Origin of the sequence: Erythrobacter sp. NE805, from assembly GCF_046452355.1 — a bacterium.
Classification (GTDB): domain Bacteria; phylum Pseudomonadota; class Alphaproteobacteria; order Sphingomonadales; family Sphingomonadaceae; genus Erythrobacter.
Genome location: NZ_JBKFDI010000001.1, coordinates 1,129,555 through 1,148,421, shown reverse-complemented (window position 1 = coordinate 1,148,421; position 18,867 = coordinate 1,129,555). Strand labels below are relative to the sequence as shown.

Sequence of the window (18,867 nt, the reverse complement as noted above, 5' to 3'; positions counted from 1 at the left end):
CCAAAACAGGACCACCCTTCGACAGGCTCAGGGCGAACGGGTAAGGGCCTCCCTCGATACCCGTTCGCGCCGAGCTTGTCGAAGCGCCGTTCTGCCTTTCTTGTGCGAGGTTCGCCGATGTACGTTCTTCTCCTCGGTTCGGGAGGCCGCGAACACGCTCTGGCGTGGCAGCTGCGGCAGGCGCCCAGCGTGACCCGCCTCTTCGCCGCCCCCGGCAATCCGGGCATCGCCGAGGAGGCCGAGCTGGTCGCGCTCGACGTGACGGACCACGCGGCGGTGATCGCCTTCTGCCGCGCGGAGGGCATCGGCCTCGTGGTGATCGGCCCCGAGGCGCCGCTGGTCGACGGACTGTCGGATTCGCTGCGGGCGGCGGGCGTGCCGGTGTTCGGCCCCTCGCAGGCCGCCGCGCAGCTCGAAGGCTCCAAGGGCTTCACCAAGGACCTGTGCGCCCGCGCCGGCATCCCCACCGCGGGTTACGTGCGCACCGCGAGCCTCGCCGAGGCCCGCGCCGCGCTCGCCCGCTTCGCCGCGCCCTACGTGCTCAAGGCCGACGGGCTCGCGGCGGGCAAGGGCGTGGTGATCGCCGCGAGCCTCGCCGAGGCCGAGGCCGCGCTCGCCGAGATGTTCGGCGGGGCCTTCGGGGCGGCGGGGGCCGAAGTGGTGATCGAGGAGTTCATGGAGGGCGAGGAGGTCAGCTTCTTCGCCCTCACCGACGGCGAGCGCGTGGTTCCCTTCGGTTCCGCGCAGGACCACAAGCGCGTCGGTGAGGGCGATGTCGGCCCCAACACCGGCGGGATGGGCGCCTATTCCCCGGCTCCGGTGCTGACGCCGGAGCTCGAGGCGCGGGTCATGGCCGAGATCATCGCGCCGACCGTGCGCACCCTGCGCGAGGACGGCACGCCCTATTCGGGCGTCCTCTTCGCCGGGCTGATGCTCACGCCGGAGGGCCCCAAGCTGATCGAATACAACGCCCGCTTCGGCGACCCCGAGTGCCAGGTGCTGATGATGCGGCTCGAGAGCGACCTCGCGCAGATCATGCTCGCCTGCGCGCAAGGAGAGCTGGCGGGAGTCGCGCCCGCGCTGCGCGACGAGACCGCGCTCACCGTGGTGATGGCGGCGAAGGGCTACCCCGGCGCGCCCGAGAAGGGCGGCGCGATCGACCTCGGGTCGGCCGGGGCGCAGGGCGCGAAGATCTTCCACGCCGGCACCGCGCGGAAGGACGGCGCGCTGGTGGCGAACGGGGGCCGGGTGCTCGCCGTCACCGCGACCGGTGCGAGCGTCACCGAGGCGCAGGCGAAGGCCTACGCGGCGGTCGATGCGATTGACTTCCCCACCGGCTTCTGCCGCCGCGACATCGGCTGGCGGGAAGTGGCGCGCGAGCGCGGCTAGAAGCGCGCCGCGACGTTGACGCCGATGCTGTGCGCGTCGCCCCAGGGCACGAGCACGGCCATGCGACCCTTGCCGTCCGCCTTGGGGTGAGTGAGCAGCAGGCCCGCACCCGCGCCGATCGCCGCGCCCGCAACGACATCGTACCAGTAGTGCTTGTCCGCCTCGACACGGGCGAGGCCGACGACACCCGCCAGCGCCAGAGCGGGCACGCCCTCGCCTGGCCCGCGCCGTTCGAGGATGCTGGTCGCCGCGGCAAAGGCGGTGGCGGTATGGCCGGAGGGGAAGCTGTCGTTGCCGCTGCGGTCGGGGCGGGTTTCGGGGAAGGCCTCCTTGAGCGCCTGGGCGGCGGCGAAGCCCGCGACGTCCGCGGCCCCGGCCTGAAGCGCGCCCTTGCTGTCCCCCTCGGCGAGCGGCACGCCGATCGACCACAGCAGCAGCCCGCCGACGCCGATGTCGCTCGCTCTCGCCCAGTCGTCCTGCGACGAGGCCGAGGCCGGCTGGCTCGCGATCAGCAGGGGCGCGGCGAACAGGACAGCGAAGCGGGTGGTCGGCATGATGGGGCAGTCTCCGCGTTGCACTTCGGCTCCCGCACGAAACGCCCCACGGCGACTTTGGTGCCGCGCGAATTTGATCGTGGTCAAGGAAAGCCGCGCGCCCGCGGGAGACAAGGGCGACATGACCCAGCGCCTCCTCCTGCTCTCCGCCCTGTTCGGGCTCGCCGCCTGCCAGACCCCGGCGCCCGACAACCCGCCGCCGATGCTCGGCAAGCCCACCGCGCGCTCGCCCGACGCCCGCGCGCCGGCCTTCGTCGAGGCGGCCTGCGGCGGGTGCCACGCGGTCGAGCCGCCGTTCCTCTCTCCCAACCCGCGCTCGCCGAGCTTCGCAGCGATCGCCAACCGGCCGGGGCTGTCGGAGCGCTCGCTCGCCGACTGGCTGGCCGAGGCGCACAACTACCCCGAGGACATGGATTTCACTCTCACCCGCCCGCAGATCGACCAGATCGCGGCCTACATGGTGACCCTGCGCGACGCGGGCTACGTGCCCGACCGCTAGCGCCCCCGCCCCCCGGCGGCTTTGACGGCGCGCGCGAACGTGATAGATCGCGCAGCGGGGAAGTCAGGGCAACAGGGGGGCCTCGATGCCGTATCGTCACGCGCCTTATTTCGTGGGTTTCGTGCTGCTCGTCATCATGGCGGGCTTCTGGGCGAGCTATTTCGGCGCCGAGCGGCCGGTGCCGCTCGCCTTCCACGTGCACGCGATCTCGGCGATGACCTGGCTCGCGCTGCTGATCGGCCAGCACCTCACCATCCAGCGCCGCGCCCATGCGCTGCACAGCCAGATGGGGCGGGCGAGCTTCGTGCTGTTCCCTTTCCTGATCCTCGGCTTCGTGATGATCATCAACGTCACCGCGGCGAACTTCGCGCGCGGCGACGATCCTTTCGCGGACAGGCTCGGCCCGGCGTTCGGGATCGGCATGGGCATCGCCATCGCCGCCTATCTCACGCTGTTCTACCTCGCGCTCAGGAACCGCCGGAACGTGCGGCTCCATGCAGGCTATATGCTCGCGACCCCGCTGATCCTGTTCGAGAGCCCGTTCAGCCGGGTGATGGGCGAATACCTGCCGTGGATGAACGTGATCGGCAGCCCCTTCCCGCAGGCGATCCTCGACACGATCGCGCTCAGCGACATCCTCGCCTGCCTCTTCGCGCTCACCCTCTTTGCGATGAACCGGAAGTATGGCGCCCCGTGGCTGGTCGCGACGGGCTTCATGCTGTTGCAGGCGGCCGCCATGTGGTTCGCGCCCTCGATCCCGGCGGTGCGGACGGCCTTTGGCGTCTATGCGACGATCCCGCCGGTCAACATGATGGTGATCGGCGTCGCGGCCGGGGCGGCGACGGCGTGGGCCGGGTGGCAGGCCGGCAAGCTGCGCCCGAAGCGCCTGTCTGCCCCGGCGCGGGCCTAGGCTTTCCTACGCGGGCGGAAGGCGGCAGGACTGGCGCGCCGCTCTTTCGCATTGTCAGCCCCCAGCAGCCCGGCGCGACGCTTCGCCGCCGCCGCCCCGTGTCCGTCCGCTCGCGCGCAGGGGCCACAAGCGCCTGAAGGATAGCGGTTTTTGCGACGATGCCCAAGCGGACAGGGTGTCCGCTTTGTCCGCTTACAGCTTCGCCGCGACCAGCGCTTGCATGTCGGCCTCGGGGCGCGGGCCGTAGTGCGAGATCACCTCCGCAGCACAGATCGCGCCGCGCTTCAGGCACACCGCGAGCGGCTCGCCCTTGGCATAGCCCGACAGGAAGCCCGCCGCGAACTGGTCGCCTGCGCCGGTGGTGTCGACGACCTTCTCGACCGGCACCGCGGCGACCTCCGCCCGCTCGCCGTGGGCGATCGCGACCGCGCCCTTCTCCGACCGGGTCGCGACCAGCACCGGGACCTTGCCCGCGATCGCGGCGAGGCCCGCTTCGAAGTCGCTCTCGCCGGTCAGCGTGGCGAGCTCGGTCTCGTTGACGAACAGGATGTCGATGATGCCCTCCTCGATCATCGCCCGGAAGTCGTCGCCGTGGCGCTCGATCACGAAGCTTTCGGAAGCGGTGAAGGCGATCTTGCGCCCGGCCTTGCGGGCCACCTCGATGGCGCGGCGCATGGCGCGACGCGGTTCCTCGGGGTCCCAGAGGTAGCCTTCGAGATAGAGGATCGCCCCGCTCGCGATCAGCGCCTCGTCGAGCGCGGCGGCGGGGAGGAACTGCCCGGCGCCGAGGAAGGTGTTCATGGTGCGCTCGCCGTCGGGCGTCACGAAGATCAGCACCCGGCCCGTGGCGGGCTCGCCGTCGCGGCCCGGGGTGTCGAAGTCGATGCCGGTCGCGCGCATGTCGTGGCGGAACACCTTGCCGAGCTGGTCGTCGGAGACCTGCCCGATGAAGGCGCATTGCAGGCCGAGCGTCGCCAGCCCCGCGAGCGTGTTCGCCGCCGAGCCGCCCGAGACCTCACGCGCCGGGGGCATCGCCTCGTAGAGCTCGTCGGCGCGCGCCTCGTCGATCAGCGTCATCCCGCCGCGGTTCAATTGGAGCTCCTCGATCAGCTCCTCCGGGCAGGAGGCGATCACGTCGACCACGGCATTGCCGATGGCGATCACGTCGTAGCGGGGCTCGGTGGCTTCGGGCACGGGCGGTTCCTTGGTTGCGAATGTTGCGGGGCGCCTAGCCGCCTTCGCCCGCCGCGCCAAGCGTGCTGTTGAGGGAGGCGGGCGCGCGCGTTGACTTGGGCGCGGGGGCCGGGGCATCGCTGGCGCCATGTCCGCCGTCCTCGCCGCGCTCGTCATGGCCTGCCGCCAGCTCGGCGACCGCGCAGTCCTCGCGGTCGCGGCGAAGAGCATCGCGGTGACGCTGCTGATCTTCGCGGGGATCGGGGCGGGGCTCTACGCGGCGCTCGCCGAGGCGGCCGAGCGGGCCGGGGTCGCGCAGGGCTGGGCGGGCCTCGCGGCGGTGGTGCTGGTCCCGCTCGCCGCGTGGCTGCTGTTCCGGGTGGTCGCGCTCGCGGTGCTCCAGTTCTTCGCCGACGACGTGGTCGCCGCGGTCGAGGCGCGGCACTACCCGGCGCTGGCGTCGCGCGCGCGGCCGCTGCCGTTCCGCCGCGACCTTGTGAACGCGGTGCGGGGGCTGATGCGCGCGGTGGGCTACAACCTGCTGGCGCTGCCGGTCGCCGGCCTGCTCGCCTTCACCGCGATCGGCCCGGCGCTGGTGCTGCTCGCGGTCAACGCGGTGCTGCTCGGTCGCGAGCTCACCGACATGGCGTGGCTGCGGCATTGCGAGGGGGCGGAGGGGGCGAACCCGGTGCCGGGACTTGAGCGCATCCTGCTGGGGACGGCGATCGCCGGGCTGATGCTGGTGCCCTTGGCGAACCTCGCCGCACCGCTTATCGGCGCAGGCGCGGGCACGCAGCTGGTGCTGCGCCGGCTGGAGGAGGGACGACAGAGGGCATGAGGTTCGGGGGAATGGCGGCTCTGGCGCTGCTCGCGGCGGCGCTCGCCGGCTGCGGGGGCGGGGGCGCCAAGCCGCGCACGCTGGCGAGCGCCGCCGCGCCGCGCCCCTCGATCGGCGGCGAGCGGCGCGTCGCCCCCGCCGCCCGCTCCGCGCCCGAGGTGATGGCGGCGCAGGGCCTCGGCGGGGTGATCGGATCGCCCGCCGCGGCGCTCACCCGGCGCTTCGGCACCCCGCGCATCGACCTTGCCGAGGGCGACGCGCACAAGCTCCAGTTCGCGGGCAAGGCGTGCGTGCTCGACATCTACCTCTACCCCCTCGCCGCCGGGGCGGCGCCGACCGCGACCCATGTCGAGGCGCGGCTGCGGCAGGGCGGGGCGCCCGCCGATCCCGGCGCCTGCATCCGCGAGGTCGAGGAAAGGTAACGCCGCCTTAAGTCTGCTCATGCGATGGCTCGCTCCCGAGGTTGGAAAGGGAACCGACGCCGCATGACCACGCAATTCATCGCCATCGCCGAGGCCGCCGCCGCGGACGGGCAGATCACCGCCGAGGGCCTGCTGGCGCTGCGCCGCGAGGGCTGGGGCGACGGGATCATCACCCGCGGCGAGGCCGAAGCGCTGTTCGCGCTCAACAGCGCGCTCCGCACCCGCAGCAACGAGTGGGTCGACTTCTTCGTCGAGGCGATCGGCGAATTCGTGCTCAACGGCACCGAGCCGCGCCTGCAATGCTCCGAGGAGGAGGCCGCCTGGCTGATCGAGCAGGTCGACAGCGACGGCGAGGTCGAGAGCATGGCCGAGCTCGAGGCGCTGGTGCGTATCCTCGAGCGCGCCGAGAACACCCCCGACCGGCTCAAGAACTACGTCCTCGGCGAGGTCGAGCGCGCGGTGCTGAGCGGGACCGGACCGACCCGCTGCGGCGGCGCGCTTTCCGCGACCCACATAACCTCGGCCGAATGCCGCCTCATCCGCCGCACGATCTTCGCGAGCGGCGGCCACGGCCCGGCCGCGGTCACCCGCCAGGACGCCGAGATGCTGTTCCGCCTCAAGGACGCGACCCTCGCCGAGGAGAACGCGGTGGAGTGGGACGACCTCTTCGTCGACGGGGTGGCGAACTATCTCAAGGGCTTCATGCTCCCCCACGCCCAGCTCAGCCACGAACGCCGCCGCGAGCTCGAGGCCTTCGTCGCCGACAACGAGGCGAACGTCGGCCGCTTCATGGGCCGCGCGCTGCGCGAGGTGCCGCGGGTCGCCAACCACTTCGGCAAGGTGTTCGGCAGGAAGAAGCCCGAAGGCACCGACTTCGCGGCGCTCGCGGCGAAGGGCGAGGCGATCGACGACTTCGAGAAGGAATGGCTCGACCGGATGATCGACGCCAACGGCGAGGTCGACGCGCTCGACCGCAAGCTGCTCGCCCGGCTCGCCGAAGAGGACTGACCGTCTAGCTGTCGACCTCGAGTTCCGCGGCAGTTCCGCCTTGCTTGGGCAGGGGTCCGCGCGGCGGAACGGCGGGGACGGCAAGGCCGGCCTCGGGCGGTTTTCGGCGCGGAGGGCCTGTCCCGCGACTGATCTGCTTCAGTGCCAAAGTGAAGTGAACGATTTCGGCCTTGAGCATGATGCGCTCGTTCTGGTCGCCGGCCGCCGCCAGCTTGGCCTCGAGTTGCTCGAGCTCACCTGTCAGTCGGTCAATGATCCCCTGCAACTCCCGAGCGCGCTGAGCTTTCAGCTCTGCAATCCGCTCGGGAGGAAGCTGCTTGCCGCGCTTTGCCATTCAGGTGTCTTAGCACACCAATACAGCAAAGGCGAGGGCAAGCTCACACCATGAAGCTCTCGCCGCAGCCGCAGGCGCCCTTGGCGTTGGGGTTCTCGAAGACGAAGCCGGCGGTGAAGTCGTCCTCGCGCCAGTCCATGACGCTGCCGACGAGGTAGAGCACCGAGGCGCCGTCGATGTAGAAGGTGCCGCCGGGGGTGGGGATCTTCTCGTCGAATTTCGCCTCGGTGGTGACGTAGTCGACCGAATAGGCGAGCCCCGAGCAGCCGCGTCGCGGGGTCGAGAGCTTGACCCCGATCGCGTCCTCCGGGGCCTTGCTCATCAGCTCGGCGATGCGCGCCTCGGCCGACGGCGTCAGGGTGACGGCGGCCTTGGGAGCGGGGCGGGCGGTGGTGGTCGTTTCGGTCATGTCAGCCTCTTCTGCCAGAACAGCGCGTGCCCGGCTTGCGGATCGAGCTGGTAATCGCCGAACCCGCACGCGGCATACAGATGCCGCGCCGGGTTGCCGCTCAGCACCTCCAATGTGATCTTGCAGGCCCCGCGCTTCAAGGCCTCGACCTCGACCGCCTGGAGGAGCGCCTTGCCGACCCCGCGCCCGCGCGTCTCGGGCAGCACCGCGAGATCGTGGATATTGACCAGCGGCGCGGCGGCGAAGGTCGAATAGCCCATGAAGCAGTTGGCAAGACCGACCGCCTCGTCCTCGAGCCGGGCGATGAGCGCGAAGGCCTGCGGGTTCGCCGCGAGATCGCCCGGCAGCCGCATCTTCACCTCCTCGGCGAGCGGCGCGCCCCCGCCCATCGGGTCGCGGGCATAGGCATCGAGCAGCACCACCACGTCCGCCGCATCACGCGGGTCGCGGTAGTCCGCCAGCGCAATCGCGAGGGTGGGCGCGAGGCTCACAGCATCCCCAGCTCGAGCCGCGCCTCGTCGCTCATCTTGTGCGGGCCCCACGGCGGGTCCCAGACGAGGTTCACCTCGGCGTCCCGAATCCCCGGAACGCTGGAGACGCGCAGCTCCACCTCGCCCGGCATCGATTCGGCGACCGGGCAGTGCGGGGTGGTGAGCGTCATGGTGACGGTCGCATCGGCATTGTCGTCGACCTCGACGCCGTAGATCAGGCCGAGGTCGTAGATGTTGACCGGGATCTCGGGATCGTAGATCTCCCTCAGCGCCTCGATCACCGCGGCCTGGAGGTCGCTCCCCGCCCCGCCGACGGCCTCGGCGGGCGGCTTGGCGGCGAGAAAGCCGTCGAGGTAATCGCGCTGGCGGGGTGCCGCCTCGTCGGTGTCGATGGCGTCCTGGACCCGTGCGCGGGGCGGCTTGTCGGCGGTCATGTCGGGCTGCGAGGCGCTGTCCATCGCTCTCATCCTCTTCCAAAAATCCTGCGGGTGCGGGCGATCCCGGCGAGCAGCGCGTCGACATCGGCCTCGGTCGAATAGAGCCCGAAGCTGGCGCGCGCGGTGGCGGGAACGCCGAGGTAATCCATCAGCGGCTGGGCGCAGTGGTGCCCGGCGCGGATCGCGACACTCGCCTCGTCGAGGATCGTGCCGAGATCGTGCGGGTGGATGTCGTCGATCGCGAAGCTGACGATCCCGGCGCTGTCCTCGGGGCCGAACAAGGTCACGTCGTTCATCGCCCTCAGCTCGCGGCGCAGCCGCGCGACGAGCGCCTGCTCGTGCGCGTGGATGCGCTCGGGTCCGATGGCGGCGACGTAGTTGGCGGCTGCGGCGAAGGCGACCGCCTCGGTGATCGCCGGGGTGCCGGCCTCGAAGCGCTGCGGGCCGGACGCGTAGGTCGTGCCCGCGAAGGTCACGCGGTCGATCATCGCCCCGCCGCCCTGGTAGGGGGGCATCTCGGCGAGGATGTCCTTCCTCGCCCACAGCGCCCCGATCCCGGTCGGCCCGTAGAGCTTGTGCGCGGAGAAGACGTAGAAGTCGCAGGCCAGCGCAGCGACATCGACGCCCATATGCGGCGCCGACTGGCACCCGTCGAGCAGCAGCTTTGCGCCGACCTTGTGGGCGAGGGCTGCGGCGCGGGGCGCATCGAGCAGCGCGCCGGTGACGTTCGAGACATGGCCCAGCGCGACCAGCTTGTGACGCTCGGTCAGCATCGCCTCTGCGGCATCCAAGTCGATCCGGTGGTCGTCGGTCAGCGGGCAGACGTCGATCTCCGCGCCCACTTCTTGCGCCACTATCTGCCACGGCACGATGTTCGAATGGTGCTCGGCCTGCGAGAGCAGGATGCGGTCGCCGGATTTGAGGTTTGCGCGGCCCCAGGTCTGCGCAACAAGGTTGATCGCCTCGGTCGCGCCGCGGGTGAAGACCAGCTCGTCCTCGTGCCCGCCGATGAAGCGTGCGACCGTGCGCCGCGCCGCCTCGTAGGCGAGCGTCATTTCTGCCGAGCGGGTGTAGACCCCGCGGTGGACGGTCGCGTAATCCTCGCCGAGCGCGCGCGCCATCGCGTCGATCACCGCCCGCGGCTTCTGCGCGGTCGCGGCGGTGTCGAGGTAGTGCCACGGCTTGCCGTCATGCGTGACCAGGCCGGGGAAGTCGGCGCGCAGATCGCGTTCGAGGGTTACGGCGGCAGTCACAGCTTGGCCCCCTCCAGCACCGCCAAAGCCGCATCGAGCAGCGCCTCGCGCTCGACCTCGTCCTCGAGCGCGACGAAGGCGTCGCCGATGAAGGCCTGCACCAGCAGGCGCTGCGCGGTGGCGGGATCGACCCCGCGCGCCATCATGTAGAAGCGCGCCCCCTCGTCGAGCGCGCCGACGGTGGCGCCGTGGGCGCACTTCACGTCGTCGGCGAAGATCTCGAGCTGCGGGACGGCATTGGCGCTCGCCCCCGCCTCGAGCAGCAGGCCCTTGAAGTCCTGCGCCGCATCGGTCTTCTGCGCGTGGCGCGCGACCTTGATCTCGCCGAGGAAGTTGCCCGTCCCCCCGCCCCAGTGGACCGCGCGGATGGTCTGGTTGGAGGTCGCCTCGGGCTCGGCATGGATGACCTGCGTGACGAATTCGCGCGTCACGCCCGCCCCGCCGATGGTCACGCCGCCGAATTCGAAGTGCGCGCCCTTGGCGAGCCGCACCTCGACCTCGACGCGGGTGTAATCCGCGCCCGCATTGGTGACGAACAGATCCGCCCGCGCCCCCTCGCCGAGCGTCAGGCGGATGCGGTGCAGCTCGGGCGCATCGGAGCCCACCGCCATCGCGTGCCGCCGCGTCTCGCCGGGCGCGAGGGTGATCTCCTTCCAGCCCTCGAGCGCCGCAACGCCAAGCCGTGCCAGCCCGTCCATGTCGGCATAGCGCCAGGCCTCGTGACGGCGTGTCGGGAGGGTTGCCAGCGTCACGCCGTCACCGCGTCGTAGCCCTCGGCCTCGAGCCGCAGGGCAAGCTCCGGGCCGCCGGTTTCGACGATGCGCCCGCCGGCGAGGATGCTCACCTTGTCGGGCGCGACCACGTCGAGGAGGCGCTGATAGTGGGTGATGAGGAGCACCGCCTTGTCGGGACTCCGCATGATCGCATTGATCCCGCTGCCCACGATCCGCAGCGCGTCGATGTCAAGGCCGCTGTCGGTCTCGTCGAGCACCGCGAAGGCGGGGTCGAGGATGCCCATCTGCACCATCTCGGCGCGCTTCTTCTCGCCGCCCGAGAAGCCGACGTTCACCTGCCGCTTGAGCATCTCCATGTCCATGCGCAGCAGCGCGGCCTTGTCCCTGGCGAGCTTCAGGAACTCGCCGCCCGAGAGTGGTTCTTCCCCCCGCGCCTTGCGCTGCGCGTTCAACGCCTCGCGCAGGAACTGGACGTTGGAGACGCCGGGGATCTCGACCGGGTACTGGAAGCCGAGGAACAGCCCCGCCGCGGCGCGCTCGTGCGGCTCCAGCGCCAGCAGGTCCTGCCCCCGGAAGGTGACGCTGCCGCCGGTCACCTCGTAGCCGGGCTTCCCGCCGAGCACGTTGGCGAGCGTCGACTTGCCCGCGCCGTTGGGGCCCATGATCGCGTGGACCTCGCCCGCCGGGACGGCGAGGGTGAGGCCCTTCAGGATCGGCTGGTCGCCGACCGAGGCGTGGAGGTCGTCGATGATCAGCATCACTTGCCGTCCTTGTCCTTCTTGGCGGCTGCGGTCGCGGCGCCCGCGGCAGCAGCGGCGGCGTCGGTGCGCGCCTTGACCACGCTTGCGTCGCGCAGTTCGAGCACGAGGCCCTTGGGGCGGGTGGCGTCGTAGCTCTCGGACGCCGCCTGCGCCCCGGAGACGCGGGTGATGAACTGCTGGTCGAGATCGCGCCCGCGGGCGACGTGAATCTTGCCGATGTTGTCGAACAGCGTGTCGACCTGCGCGGGGGTGAGCGTGGTCTTGGCGCCGGCGAGGATCTCGTTCGATTCCGCGATCGCCTTCGCCTTGCGCGCGGCGCAGCGGGTGATGTCGGCGGCGTGCTGCTGCTCGAGGTCGGCCCTGCCGGAGATGCGCCGGTCGGTCACGACGAGGCAGCGGCGGTAGTCGGCGACCATCGGCTGGATGAGGCGCGGATACTCGACGCTCCAGGTCTCCGGGTTGTCGTTCTTGATCGCGACGGCGGACTCGCCGGCGGCCTGCATCGCGAAGAGGGGGGAAAGGAGAGTGGCGAGGATCACGGCTTGCGGCTCCGGTTGCTCTGGGGGGGCTTGTCGTTGCGGTCGGTCGGGCGCGGCTTGGGGCGCGAATAGGTCTGCTTCGGGTTCGCCGCCTTGTGCGCGCGGGCGGCCTCCTTCTTGGCGGCGATCCGCTCGCGCATGGCGAGGGTGAGGCGCTGGAGCACATCGTCGATGTTATCGAGGATGTCCTTCGCCGCGATCCGCATCACCCGGATGCCGACTGCCTCGAGGCTCTTGTCGCGGCGCTTGGCGAGGGTGTCGTTCTGCCCCTCCTCGTCAATCGCCAATGCGAGGCCGAGGTTGTGGCAGTTGAAATCGACAATCGCGCTGCCGACCACGGCGTGGCGCTTGAAATTGTAGCGGCCCATGTCCGCGGCGGCGAACTTTGCCGCGAGCGCCTTGTGCGCCTCGGTGGAGTGCCGCCGCAACTCGCGCGCCTGTTCGTGCAGCGCATCGAGCCGCTTCTCCGAAATCTCCCACCCGCGCCCCTTCTTCTTGAGCGCGGGGGCTTCGGCGGTTGCAGCCTCGGGGTTGAGGGCGAGGGTTTTGCGGGTGGTCATTATTCGATCTCGTTCTTGAACCACCTTGCATGCATTGCCCGCAAGAAGGTCGGGTCGCTGACGGGATAACCCGAGGCATCGCCGATGACAGCGTCGATGTGGCAGGTAGGACAGAAGGCGGTGAATGGATCGGGTGCGCGGCCAGCTTCGCCACTCGTCTCTTCATGCCAGTAGGTCACCGCTTTCGGCGGGAATACAGAACGGCAGTAGAAGCACCCGCACACGGCACTCGCCAGCACCTCGATTCGATGCGAGATGCAGTGCTTATGTGCAGCATCGAGTGTCGCTCCGTCGAGGCTCACTTGACGCTCCCCTCAAGCAAACCAACTTCGTCATCCCGGCGCAGGCCGGGACCCAGTGACGCTGGGCGCAGCACTTTGCCGCCCTGGACCCCGGCTTTCGCCGGGGTGACGATCGAGGTGAGGGCGGCGCGCATCACCCCACGCTCCCCTCGAGCGAAATCGCCAGCAGCTTCTGCGCCTCCACGGCAAACTCCATCGGCAGCTCTTTCAGCACGTCCTTGGCGAAGCCGTTGACGATCAGCGCCACGGCTTCCTCTTCGCCGAGGCCGCGCTGCATCGCGTAGAACAGCTGTTCGTCGCTGATCTTGGAGGTGGTCGCCTCGTGCTCGATCTGCGCGCTGGGGTTCTTCACCTCGATATAGGGCACGGTGTGCGCGCCGCATTGATCGCCGAGCAGCAGGCTGTCGCACTGGGTGAAGTTGCGCACGCCGCTCGCCGTCGGCCCGACGCGCACCAGCCCCCGGTAGGTGTTGTTCGACTTGCCCGCGCTGATGCCCTTGGAGATGATCGTCGAGCGGCTGTTCTTGCCGTTGTGGATCATCTTGGTGCCGGTGTCGGCCTGCTGGTAGTTGTTGGTGACCGCGACCGAGTAGAACTCGCCCACCGAGTCCTCGCCGTTGAGGACGCAGCTCGGATACTTCCAAGTCACCGCCGAGCCGGTCTCGACCTGCGTCCAGCTCACCTTCGAGCGGTCCCCCTGGCACAGCGCGCGCTTGGTGACGAAGTTGTAGATCCCGCCCTTGCCCTCGGCATTGCCGGGGTACCAGTTCTGGACGGTCGAATACTTGATCTCGGCATCGTCGAGCGCGACCAGCTCGACCACGGCGGCGTGGAGCTGGTTCTCGTCGCGCATGGGGGCGGTGCAGCCTTCGAGGTAGCTGACGTAGCTCCCCTTGTCGGCGACGATCAGCGTGCGTTCGAACTGGCCGGTGTTCTCTGCGTTGATGCGGAAATAGGTCGAGAGCTCCATCGGGCAGCGCACGCCCTCGGGCACGTAGACGAAGGTGCCGTCGGAGAAGACCGCACAGTTCAGCGCCGCGAAGAAGTTGTCGCGCACCGGCACGACCCGGCCCAGCCACTTCTGCACGAGCTCGGGATATTCGCGGATCGCCTCGGAGATCGAGAGGAAGATGACGCCGGCGCGCTTCAGCTCCTCGCGGAAAGTGGTGGCGACGGACACGGAATCGAACACCGCGTCGACCGCGACCTTGCGCGCGCCCTCGACCCCGGCGAGCACTTCCTGCTCCGCCACGGGGATGCCGAGCTTGTCATAGACGGCCTTGATCTCGGGATCGAGCTCGTCGAGCGAGGCGATGGTCGCCTTCTTCTTGGGCGCGGCGTAGTAATAGGCGTCCTGATAGTCGATCGGCGGATAGCCGATCTTCGCCCAGTCGGGCTCCTCCATCGTCTGCCACAGGCGGAAGGCCTTGAGGCGCCATTCGAGCATCCATTCGGGCTCGTTCTTCTTGGCGCTGATGAAGCGGACCGTGTCCTCCGAGAGGCCTTTGGGGGCAAACTCGGTGTCGATGTCGGCGGACCAGCCGTGCTCGTAGTCGGCGACCTTCGCAGCGGCCTCCCGCGCCTCGCGGTCCTGGATTTCCACGTCTTCGCTCATGCCAGATGGTCCTCGACGAGTTGCGTCGGCGCCGGCGCGAGGGGCCCGCGTAGCTGGGCGAGGCTGATCTCCGCCAGCGCGCCGCGCAGCGCCTCGTTGATGATCGGCCAGTGCGGCTTCATGCTGCACCCGGCCTCGAAATCGCACGCCGAATGATCGACGCAGGAGGTGAGCGCGATGCGCCCCTCGATCGCCTCGACGATGTCCGCCACGGTGATCGCCGCCGCCGGCCGCGCCAGCTGGAGCCCGCCATGCGCGCCCCGCACCGAGCGCAGCAGTCCGGCGGCGGTGAGCTTCGAGACGAGCTTCTGGACGGTCGGCACCGGAAGCCCGGTCTCGCTCGCCAGCTCGGCCGCGCTCACGCGCCCATTGCCGCAATGCAACGCCGCCTGGCACATCGTGATGACCGCGTAATCGGCAAGGTTGGACAGGCGCATTGCGGGCGGCTCGCTATTCAGACAGAATCGTTCCGAATTCAGAATTAGGGCCCTTGTCGCGCTTTTACAACCGCCGAGGGAACGGGAGTCCGCCGCTTCAGCCCGCCGCGGCCATGAGCGGCGCGCCGGCATCGCCGTGGCTCGCCGGATCGAGCAGCGCGCGCATCACCGAGGGCTGGCGCAGCTGCGTCGGGGTGCGCCCGGTGTAGCGGCGGATGTCGCGGATCAGGTGCGCCTGGTCGAAATAGGTCGCCATCAGCGCGTCGCGATGCGCTTCGCCGAGACCCGGCTGCGCGAGCACCATCGCGGCGCGCAGGGCGCGGAAGCGCTTGAGCACCTGTGCGGGCGGCACGCCGAAGAAGCGGCGGCAGATGCGCTGCACCTGGCGCGGCGAGACTCTCACGGCTTCGTAGAGGGCGCGGATGTCGGGATCGAAACCGCTCGCGAGCCAGGCGAGGATCGTCTCGACCACCTCGACATGATCGGAGCGCAGGTCGAAAGGCCCGGCGGCAATCGTCGCGGCGAGCTCGGCGCACACCGCCTCGGGTCCGATCCGCCCGGCATCACAGGCCTCCGCCGCGGCCTCGAGCGCGGCGATCCGTTCGGGCGCGAGGATCGCCTCGGCGGAGATCAGGCGGTCGTGCACCACGTCGGCGGGAAGGTTCGAGAGCCTCTGCCACGCGGCGTGGGTGAGCGAGGCGCCGATCTGGAGCACCGGGCCTTCCAGCACCGAATTCGCGCTGCGCAGCTGCGGGGCGTTGACGAACACCCGCGAGGAGCACCCGGTCCGCCCGTCGGCAAAGGTGAAGGCGACGCTGCCGCGCACCATCACGATGAGCTGCGCCGAGTAGGCGGGGACCGTCTCCTCGACCGGCGCGGCTCCGGTCTCGATCACGTAGAAGGTGTGGACCGACCGGGCGAGCGACGCCGGTGGCGGGATCATGCGTACCTGGAAATCCAACCCGACTTCCCCTTGCGGGGCCCCCTTGTCATGGTCTGGCGCAACGATGCGCAGGCCCATCTTGCGCAGGGCCGGGCGGCTTGTCGAGGGGCGGGGGCGCGAAAAAAAGGCGACGCCCCATGAGAGAGCGTCGCCCCTGCAAGTTGAGGAACTCTTCGCATTCCTGCTCCGAGCCCTTCGGGTCGCGAGCCGGGACATAGCCGCTGATTGGCAATGAGGATTGTATGCAAGCGACAAGGCATTTCTGGGGGTGCAGGCGGGGCGCGGCCGGCCGGGCGGGACGCGACCGCTCGACAGGCGGCCCGGCCTGACCTAGGCGCGGGGTCGCCATGCTGTTCCGCCTCGTCCGCCCCGCGATCTTCGCCTTCGACCCCGAAACCGGCCACCGGCTGGCCCTCCGCGCGCTCGCCGCGCTGCCGAGCCGCGCGCCGGCGCCCGCCGGACCGCTCGCGGTCGAGGTGGCGGGGCTCGCCTTCCCCAACCCGGTCGGCGTCGCGGCCGGGTTCGACAAGGACGCCGAGGTGCCCGATGTGCTGCTCGGTCTCGGTTTCGGCTTCACCGAGGTCGGCTCGATCACGCCAATTCCCCAGGCGGGCAACCCGAAGCCGCGGCTGTTCCGGCTGGTCGAGGACGGGGCGGTGATCAACCGCATGGGGTTCAACAATGGCGGCGCCGAAGCGGCGCTGGCGCGGCTCAGGGCGCGCGCCGGGCGGCCGGGGATCGTCGGGGTCAACATCGGCGCCAACAAGGACTCCGCCGACCGCATCGCCGATTACGCGGTCATGGCGCGCCTCGTGTCGACCCATGCGGGCTACCTGTGCGTCAACGTTTCCTCGCCCAACACCCCGGGCCTGCGCGCGCTCCAGGACGAGGGCGCGCTGACGGCGCTGATCGAGGCGGTGATCGCCGCGCGCGACGAGGCTGTGCCAACGGCGCCGCCGCCGGTGTTCCTCAAGGTCGCCCCGGATCTCGAGCCCGCCGACATCGACGCGATCGCGCGCATTGCGATCGAGAGGAAGCTCGGCGCGCTGGTGGTCTCGAACACGACGATCACCCGGCCCGCGCTGCGCTCGGCCCACGCGGGCGAGACCGGCGGGCTGTCGGGGGCGCCCCTGCGGGCGCTCGCGACGCAGCGGCTGCGCGACTTCCGCAAGGCGACCGGCGGCGCGCTTCCGCTCGTCGGGGTCGGCGGCATCGCCACCGCCGGGCACGCCTGGGAGCGCATCCGCGCCGGGGCGAGCCTCGTGCAGCTCTACTCGGCGATGGTCTACGAGGGCCCCGGTCTCGGCGCGCGGATCGTGCGCGGGCTCGAGGCGCTGATGCGCCGGGACGGGTTCGCCAGCATTGCCGAAGCGGTGGGAAGCGAATAGCACCCGGCCATGCGCCTGTTCCCCGCCCTGCTCGCCCCGCTCGCGCTCGCCCTTTCGGGCTGCGCCGCGACCCAGACGCCGACCGTCGAGGCTGCCGCAACCCGGGCCCCGGCGGGCGCGGTCAGCAGCGCCGATCCGCGCGCCACTGCGGCGGGCGAGGCGATTCTGGCCGAGGGCGGCTCGGCGGTCGACGCGGCGATCGCAGTGATGCTCGCGTTGAACGTGGTCGAGCCGCAGAGCTCGGGTATCGGCGGCGGCGGCTTCATGGTCCGCGCCGATGGGAAGACGCAAGCGCTCGCCACCTATGACGGGCGCGAGATCGCGCCGGCCGCCGCGACCCCCACGCGCTTCCTCGATTCCGAGGGCAAGGTGCTGGGCCGTGACCAGCGGGTCTTCTCCGGGCTGAGCGTCGGCGTCCCGGGCAACATCGCGCTCGCCGCCAGGGCCCATGCGGCGCACGGCAGGCTGCCCTGGGCGAAGCTGTTCGCGCCCGCCATCGCGCTCGCCGAGGACGGCTTCACGATGAACCGCCGCCTTTACGAATCGCTCGCGGGCAACAAGGGCCGCGCCGACAAGGCGGAGAGCGCGCGGGCGGTGTTCTTCGGGCCGGACGGCAACCCGCTCCCCGTCGGGGCAACCGTCAAGGTGCCCGAGCTCGCCGCGACGTTCCGCGCGCTGGCGGCCGAGGGGCCCGCGGCCTTCTACGGCGCAGAGCCCGCCGCCGCGCTCGCCGCCCATGTTGCCGCCGCCACCCCGCAGGACGGGCGCATGACCGCCGCCGATGTCGCGGGCTACCAGGCGAAGGAGCGCGCGCCGGTCTGCACGCGCTATCGGGTGTACCGCGTGTGCGGCATGGGCCCGCCGTCCTCGGGCGGGATCGCGGTCGCGCAGATCCTCGGCCAGCTCGAGCGCTTCGACCTCGCCGCGCTGGGCCCGGACAGCCCCACCTTCTGGCACCTCTTCATCGAGAGCCAGCGCCTCGCCTATGCCGACCGCGAGCTTTACGCGGGCGATGCCGATTTCGTCGCGGTGCCAGTCGCGGGGCTGGTCGATCCGGCCTACCTCGCGCGGCGTTCCGCGCTGATCTCGCCCGACGCGACGCTCGCCAAGGCCGAGGCCGGCACGCCCCCGGGTGCGCCGCTGGCGCGCGGCGACGGGCCGGAGGAACCCGAGAACGGCACCACCCACTTCGCGGTGGTCGACCGCGAGGGCACCGCCGTCAGCTACACCTCGACGATCGAGGGCGCCTTCGGATCGGGCCTGCACTTCAAGGGCTTCTACCTCAACAACGAGCTCACCGACTTCACCCTCACCCCCGAAGCGGACGGCAAGCCCGTCGCCAACCGGGTCGAGGGGGGCAAGCGCCCGCGCTCCTCGATGGCGCCGACCATCGTCTTCGACGCGCGCGGCACGCCGGTGCTGGTGATCGGCGCCGCCGGCGGCCCGACCATCCCGGTGACGGTCGCGCGCGCGATCATCGGCGTGCTCGACTTCAAGCTCGGCGCGCAGGACGCGCTCGCCCTGCCCTTCGCGATGGCGATGGGCGACATGGTGCTGATCGAGGACGGCACCCCGCTCGCCGGGATGGAGGCGCAGCTTTCCGCGCTCGGCCACGCTTTGATCCGCAAGGGCGCGGCGCCGATCAAGGCCAACGCGCTCGGCCGCCGCGCCGACGGCAGCTGGGAGGTCGCGACCGAGCCGCGCAACGCGGGCGCGGTCACCCCCTGACGGCTTGCCGCTACGGCTTGGGCTGGCTAATCAGGGCGCCAACGGGGTCGAGCCTGAACCCCGAGGACAATCGAAGGGACAGGAGCCTTTGCCAGTGCATTCCCCCACGCTGCCCCATTCCGCCCGCGCGGTCGCGAACCCCG

Annotated in this window: 24 protein-coding genes; 8 read left to right on the top strand and 16 right to left on the bottom strand. The window is 70.7% G+C overall.

Annotation, left to right across the window (positions count from 1 at the left end; genetic code table 11):
* The first annotated feature begins 117 nt into the window (after positions 1 to 117).
* Positions 118 to 1,389 (top strand): phosphoribosylamine--glycine ligase, encoded by a 1,272-nt coding sequence (gene purD, locus ACLBKU_RS05320; protein WP_410178495.1) that lies wholly within the window; start codon positions 118 to 120, stop codon positions 1,387 to 1,389.
* On the opposite strand, the gene ACLBKU_RS05315 is transcribed toward purD, so the two are convergent.
* Positions 1,386 to 1,943, bottom strand: a complete 558-nt coding sequence (locus ACLBKU_RS05315; RefSeq protein ID WP_410178494.1) for a phosphatase PAP2 family protein — start codon at positions 1,941 to 1,943, stop codon at positions 1,386 to 1,388. The genes purD and ACLBKU_RS05315 overlap by 4 nt on opposite strands.
* Positions 1,944 to 2,064: 121 nt before the next feature.
* Here ACLBKU_RS05315 and ACLBKU_RS05310 point away from each other — a divergent pair, with 121 nt between their 5' ends.
* Both ACLBKU_RS05310 and ACLBKU_RS05305 read left to right on the top strand, forming a co-directional pair.
* Entirely contained in the window at positions 2,065 to 2,442 is a 378-nt protein-coding gene (locus tag ACLBKU_RS05310) for a hypothetical protein (protein WP_410178493.1), read from the top strand.
* Between the two features lie 112 nt (positions 2,443 to 2,554).
* Positions 2,555 to 3,352 (top strand): hypothetical protein, encoded by a 798-nt coding sequence (locus ACLBKU_RS05305; RefSeq protein ID WP_410178492.1) that lies wholly within the window; start codon positions 2,555 to 2,557, stop codon positions 3,350 to 3,352.
* Between the two features lie 192 nt (positions 3,353 to 3,544).
* Here ACLBKU_RS05305 and ACLBKU_RS05300 read toward each other — a convergent pair whose 3' ends face one another.
* On the bottom strand, positions 3,545 to 4,546 hold the full coding sequence (locus tag ACLBKU_RS05300; RefSeq protein WP_410178491.1) for an adenosine kinase: 1,002 nt from the start codon (positions 4,544 to 4,546) through the stop codon (positions 3,545 to 3,547).
* A gap of 127 nt (positions 4,547 to 4,673) precedes the next feature.
* Here ACLBKU_RS05300 and ACLBKU_RS05295 point away from each other — a divergent pair, with 127 nt between their 5' ends.
* The 3 genes from ACLBKU_RS05295 (at position 4,674) to ACLBKU_RS05285 (ending at position 6,793) form a co-directional block, all read left to right on the top strand.
* A complete protein-coding gene (locus ACLBKU_RS05295; RefSeq protein WP_410178490.1) occupies positions 4,674 to 5,363 on the top strand; it encodes an EI24 domain-containing protein in 690 nt (229 codons plus the stop codon).
* Positions 5,360 to 5,785, top strand: coding sequence for a hypothetical protein (locus ACLBKU_RS05290; protein ID WP_410178489.1), 426 nt, complete (start codon positions 5,360 to 5,362; stop codon positions 5,783 to 5,785). Before ACLBKU_RS05295 ends, ACLBKU_RS05290 begins: the two co-directional genes overlap by 4 nt.
* A 63-nt stretch (positions 5,786 to 5,848) precedes the next feature.
* Positions 5,849 to 6,793: a hypothetical protein gene (locus ACLBKU_RS05285; RefSeq protein WP_410178488.1), complete on the top strand. Its 945-nt coding sequence runs from the start codon at positions 5,849 to 5,851 to the stop codon at positions 6,791 to 6,793.
* Between the two features lie 4 nt (positions 6,794 to 6,797).
* Here ACLBKU_RS05285 and ACLBKU_RS05280 read toward each other — a convergent pair whose 3' ends face one another.
* The 14 genes from ACLBKU_RS05280 to ACLBKU_RS05215 all read right to left on the bottom strand — a co-directional run bounded on the left by ACLBKU_RS05280 (position 6,798) and on the right by ACLBKU_RS05215 (position 15,608).
* The gene (locus ACLBKU_RS05280; RefSeq protein ID WP_410178487.1) at positions 6,798 to 7,127 is read right to left on the bottom strand and encodes a hypothetical protein; all 330 of its coding nucleotides are present in this window, start codon (positions 7,125 to 7,127) and stop codon (positions 6,798 to 6,800) included.
* A 43-nt stretch (positions 7,128 to 7,170) separates the two neighbouring features.
* Entirely contained in the window at positions 7,171 to 7,536 is a 366-nt protein-coding gene (locus ACLBKU_RS05275) for a HesB/IscA family protein (RefSeq protein ID WP_410178486.1), read from the bottom strand.
* Positions 7,533 to 8,027 carry a GNAT family N-acetyltransferase gene (locus tag ACLBKU_RS05270; protein ID WP_410178485.1) on the bottom strand — a complete coding sequence of 165 codons (495 nt, stop codon included), beginning with the start codon at positions 8,025 to 8,027 and terminating at the stop codon, positions 7,533 to 7,535. The genes ACLBKU_RS05275 and ACLBKU_RS05270 overlap by 4 nt, the downstream gene beginning before the upstream one ends.
* Positions 8,024 to 8,485: an SUF system Fe-S cluster assembly protein gene (locus ACLBKU_RS05265; protein WP_410178484.1), complete on the bottom strand. Its 462-nt coding sequence runs from the start codon at positions 8,483 to 8,485 to the stop codon at positions 8,024 to 8,026. The genes ACLBKU_RS05270 and ACLBKU_RS05265 overlap by 4 nt, the downstream gene beginning before the upstream one ends.
* 5 nt (positions 8,486 to 8,490) lie before the next feature.
* On the bottom strand, positions 8,491 to 9,717 hold the full coding sequence (locus ACLBKU_RS05260) for an aminotransferase class V-fold PLP-dependent enzyme (protein WP_410178483.1): 1,227 nt from the start codon (positions 9,715 to 9,717) through the stop codon (positions 8,491 to 8,493).
* Positions 9,714 to 10,469, bottom strand: a complete 756-nt coding sequence (locus tag ACLBKU_RS05255) for a SufD family Fe-S cluster assembly protein (protein WP_410178482.1) — start codon at positions 10,467 to 10,469, stop codon at positions 9,714 to 9,716. The genes ACLBKU_RS05260 and ACLBKU_RS05255 overlap by 4 nt, the downstream gene beginning before the upstream one ends.
* Positions 10,466 to 11,209, bottom strand: a complete 744-nt coding sequence (sufC, locus tag ACLBKU_RS05250; protein WP_410178481.1) for a Fe-S cluster assembly ATPase SufC — start codon at positions 11,207 to 11,209, stop codon at positions 10,466 to 10,468. Before sufC ends, ACLBKU_RS05255 begins: the two co-directional genes overlap by 4 nt.
* The gene (locus tag ACLBKU_RS05245; protein WP_410178480.1) at positions 11,209 to 11,751 is read right to left on the bottom strand and encodes a hypothetical protein; all 543 of its coding nucleotides are present in this window, start codon (positions 11,749 to 11,751) and stop codon (positions 11,209 to 11,211) included. The genes sufC and ACLBKU_RS05245 overlap by 1 nt, the downstream gene beginning before the upstream one ends.
* The gene (locus ACLBKU_RS05240; RefSeq protein ID WP_410178479.1) at positions 11,748 to 12,311 is read right to left on the bottom strand and encodes a DUF559 domain-containing protein; all 564 of its coding nucleotides are present in this window, start codon (positions 12,309 to 12,311) and stop codon (positions 11,748 to 11,750) included. The genes ACLBKU_RS05245 and ACLBKU_RS05240 overlap by 4 nt, the downstream gene beginning before the upstream one ends.
* Positions 12,311 to 12,613, bottom strand: coding sequence for a hypothetical protein (locus ACLBKU_RS05235; RefSeq protein WP_410178478.1), 303 nt, complete (start codon positions 12,611 to 12,613; stop codon positions 12,311 to 12,313). Before ACLBKU_RS05235 ends, ACLBKU_RS05240 begins: the two co-directional genes overlap by 1 nt.
* Positions 12,610 to 12,747, bottom strand: coding sequence for a hypothetical protein (locus tag ACLBKU_RS05230; protein ID WP_410178477.1), 138 nt, complete (start codon positions 12,745 to 12,747; stop codon positions 12,610 to 12,612). The genes ACLBKU_RS05235 and ACLBKU_RS05230 overlap by 4 nt, the downstream gene beginning before the upstream one ends.
* Positions 12,747 to 14,228, bottom strand: coding sequence for a Fe-S cluster assembly protein SufB (sufB, locus tag ACLBKU_RS05225; RefSeq protein WP_410178476.1), 1,482 nt, complete (start codon positions 14,226 to 14,228; stop codon positions 12,747 to 12,749). Before sufB ends, ACLBKU_RS05230 begins: the two co-directional genes overlap by 1 nt.
* Positions 14,225 to 14,665: an SUF system Fe-S cluster assembly regulator gene (locus ACLBKU_RS05220; protein ID WP_410178475.1), complete on the bottom strand. Its 441-nt coding sequence runs from the start codon at positions 14,663 to 14,665 to the stop codon at positions 14,225 to 14,227. Before ACLBKU_RS05220 ends, sufB begins: the two co-directional genes overlap by 4 nt.
* 97 nt (positions 14,666 to 14,762) lie before the next feature.
* Entirely contained in the window at positions 14,763 to 15,608 is an 846-nt protein-coding gene (locus ACLBKU_RS05215) for a helix-turn-helix domain-containing protein (RefSeq protein ID WP_410178474.1), read from the bottom strand.
* A gap of 347 nt (positions 15,609 to 15,955) precedes the next feature.
* Here ACLBKU_RS05215 and ACLBKU_RS05210 point away from each other — a divergent pair, with 347 nt between their 5' ends.
* Positions 15,956 to 16,996, top strand: coding sequence for a quinone-dependent dihydroorotate dehydrogenase (locus tag ACLBKU_RS05210; protein WP_410178473.1), 1,041 nt, complete (start codon positions 15,956 to 15,958; stop codon positions 16,994 to 16,996).
* Positions 16,997 to 17,005: 9 nt separating this feature from the next.
* Positions 17,006 to 18,724 carry a gamma-glutamyltransferase gene (ggt, locus tag ACLBKU_RS05205; RefSeq protein WP_410178472.1) on the top strand — a complete coding sequence of 573 codons (1,719 nt, stop codon included), beginning with the start codon at positions 17,006 to 17,008 and terminating at the stop codon, positions 18,722 to 18,724.
* The last annotated feature ends 143 nt before the right edge of the window (positions 18,725 to 18,867 follow it).

Coding starts and splice junctions, on each gene's coding strand:
- purD (WP_410178495.1), top strand. CDS start 118: ATGTACGTTCTTCTCCTCGGTTCGGGAGGCCGCGAACACGCTCTGGCG.
- ACLBKU_RS05315 (WP_410178494.1), bottom strand. CDS start 1,943: ATGCCGACCACCCGCTTCGCTGTCCTGTTCGCCGCGCCCCTGCTGATC.
- ACLBKU_RS05310 (WP_410178493.1), top strand. CDS start 2,065: ATGACCCAGCGCCTCCTCCTGCTCTCCGCCCTGTTCGGGCTCGCCGCC.
- ACLBKU_RS05295 (WP_410178490.1), top strand. CDS start 4,674: ATGTCCGCCGTCCTCGCCGCGCTCGTCATGGCCTGCCGCCAGCTCGGC.
- ACLBKU_RS05290 (WP_410178489.1), top strand. CDS start 5,360: ATGAGGTTCGGGGGAATGGCGGCTCTGGCGCTGCTCGCGGCGGCGCTC.
- ACLBKU_RS05285 (WP_410178488.1), top strand. CDS start 5,849: ATGACCACGCAATTCATCGCCATCGCCGAGGCCGCCGCCGCGGACGGG.
- ACLBKU_RS05280 (WP_410178487.1), bottom strand. CDS start 7,127: ATGGCAAAGCGCGGCAAGCAGCTTCCTCCCGAGCGGATTGCAGAGCTG.
- ACLBKU_RS05275 (WP_410178486.1), bottom strand. CDS start 7,536: ATGACCGAAACGACCACCACCGCCCGCCCCGCTCCCAAGGCCGCCGTC.
- ACLBKU_RS05265 (WP_410178484.1), bottom strand. CDS start 8,485: ATGGACAGCGCCTCGCAGCCCGACATGACCGCCGACAAGCCGCCCCGC.
- sufC (WP_410178481.1), bottom strand. CDS start 11,209: ATGCTGATCATCGACGACCTCCACGCCTCGGTCGGCGACCAGCCGATC.
- ACLBKU_RS05240 (WP_410178479.1), bottom strand. CDS start 12,311: ATGACCACCCGCAAAACCCTCGCCCTCAACCCCGAGGCTGCAACCGCC.
- ACLBKU_RS05230 (WP_410178477.1), bottom strand. CDS start 12,747: ATGCGCGCCGCCCTCACCTCGATCGTCACCCCGGCGAAAGCCGGGGTC.
- sufB (WP_410178476.1), bottom strand. CDS start 14,228: ATGAGCGAAGACGTGGAAATCCAGGACCGCGAGGCGCGGGAGGCCGCT.
- ACLBKU_RS05220 (WP_410178475.1), bottom strand. CDS start 14,665: ATGCGCCTGTCCAACCTTGCCGATTACGCGGTCATCACGATGTGCCAG.
- ACLBKU_RS05215 (WP_410178474.1), bottom strand. CDS start 15,608: ATGATCCCGCCACCGGCGTCGCTCGCCCGGTCGGTCCACACCTTCTAC.
- ACLBKU_RS05210 (WP_410178473.1), top strand. CDS start 15,956: ATGCTGTTCCGCCTCGTCCGCCCCGCGATCTTCGCCTTCGACCCCGAA.
- ggt (WP_410178472.1), top strand. CDS start 17,006: ATGCGCCTGTTCCCCGCCCTGCTCGCCCCGCTCGCGCTCGCCCTTTCG.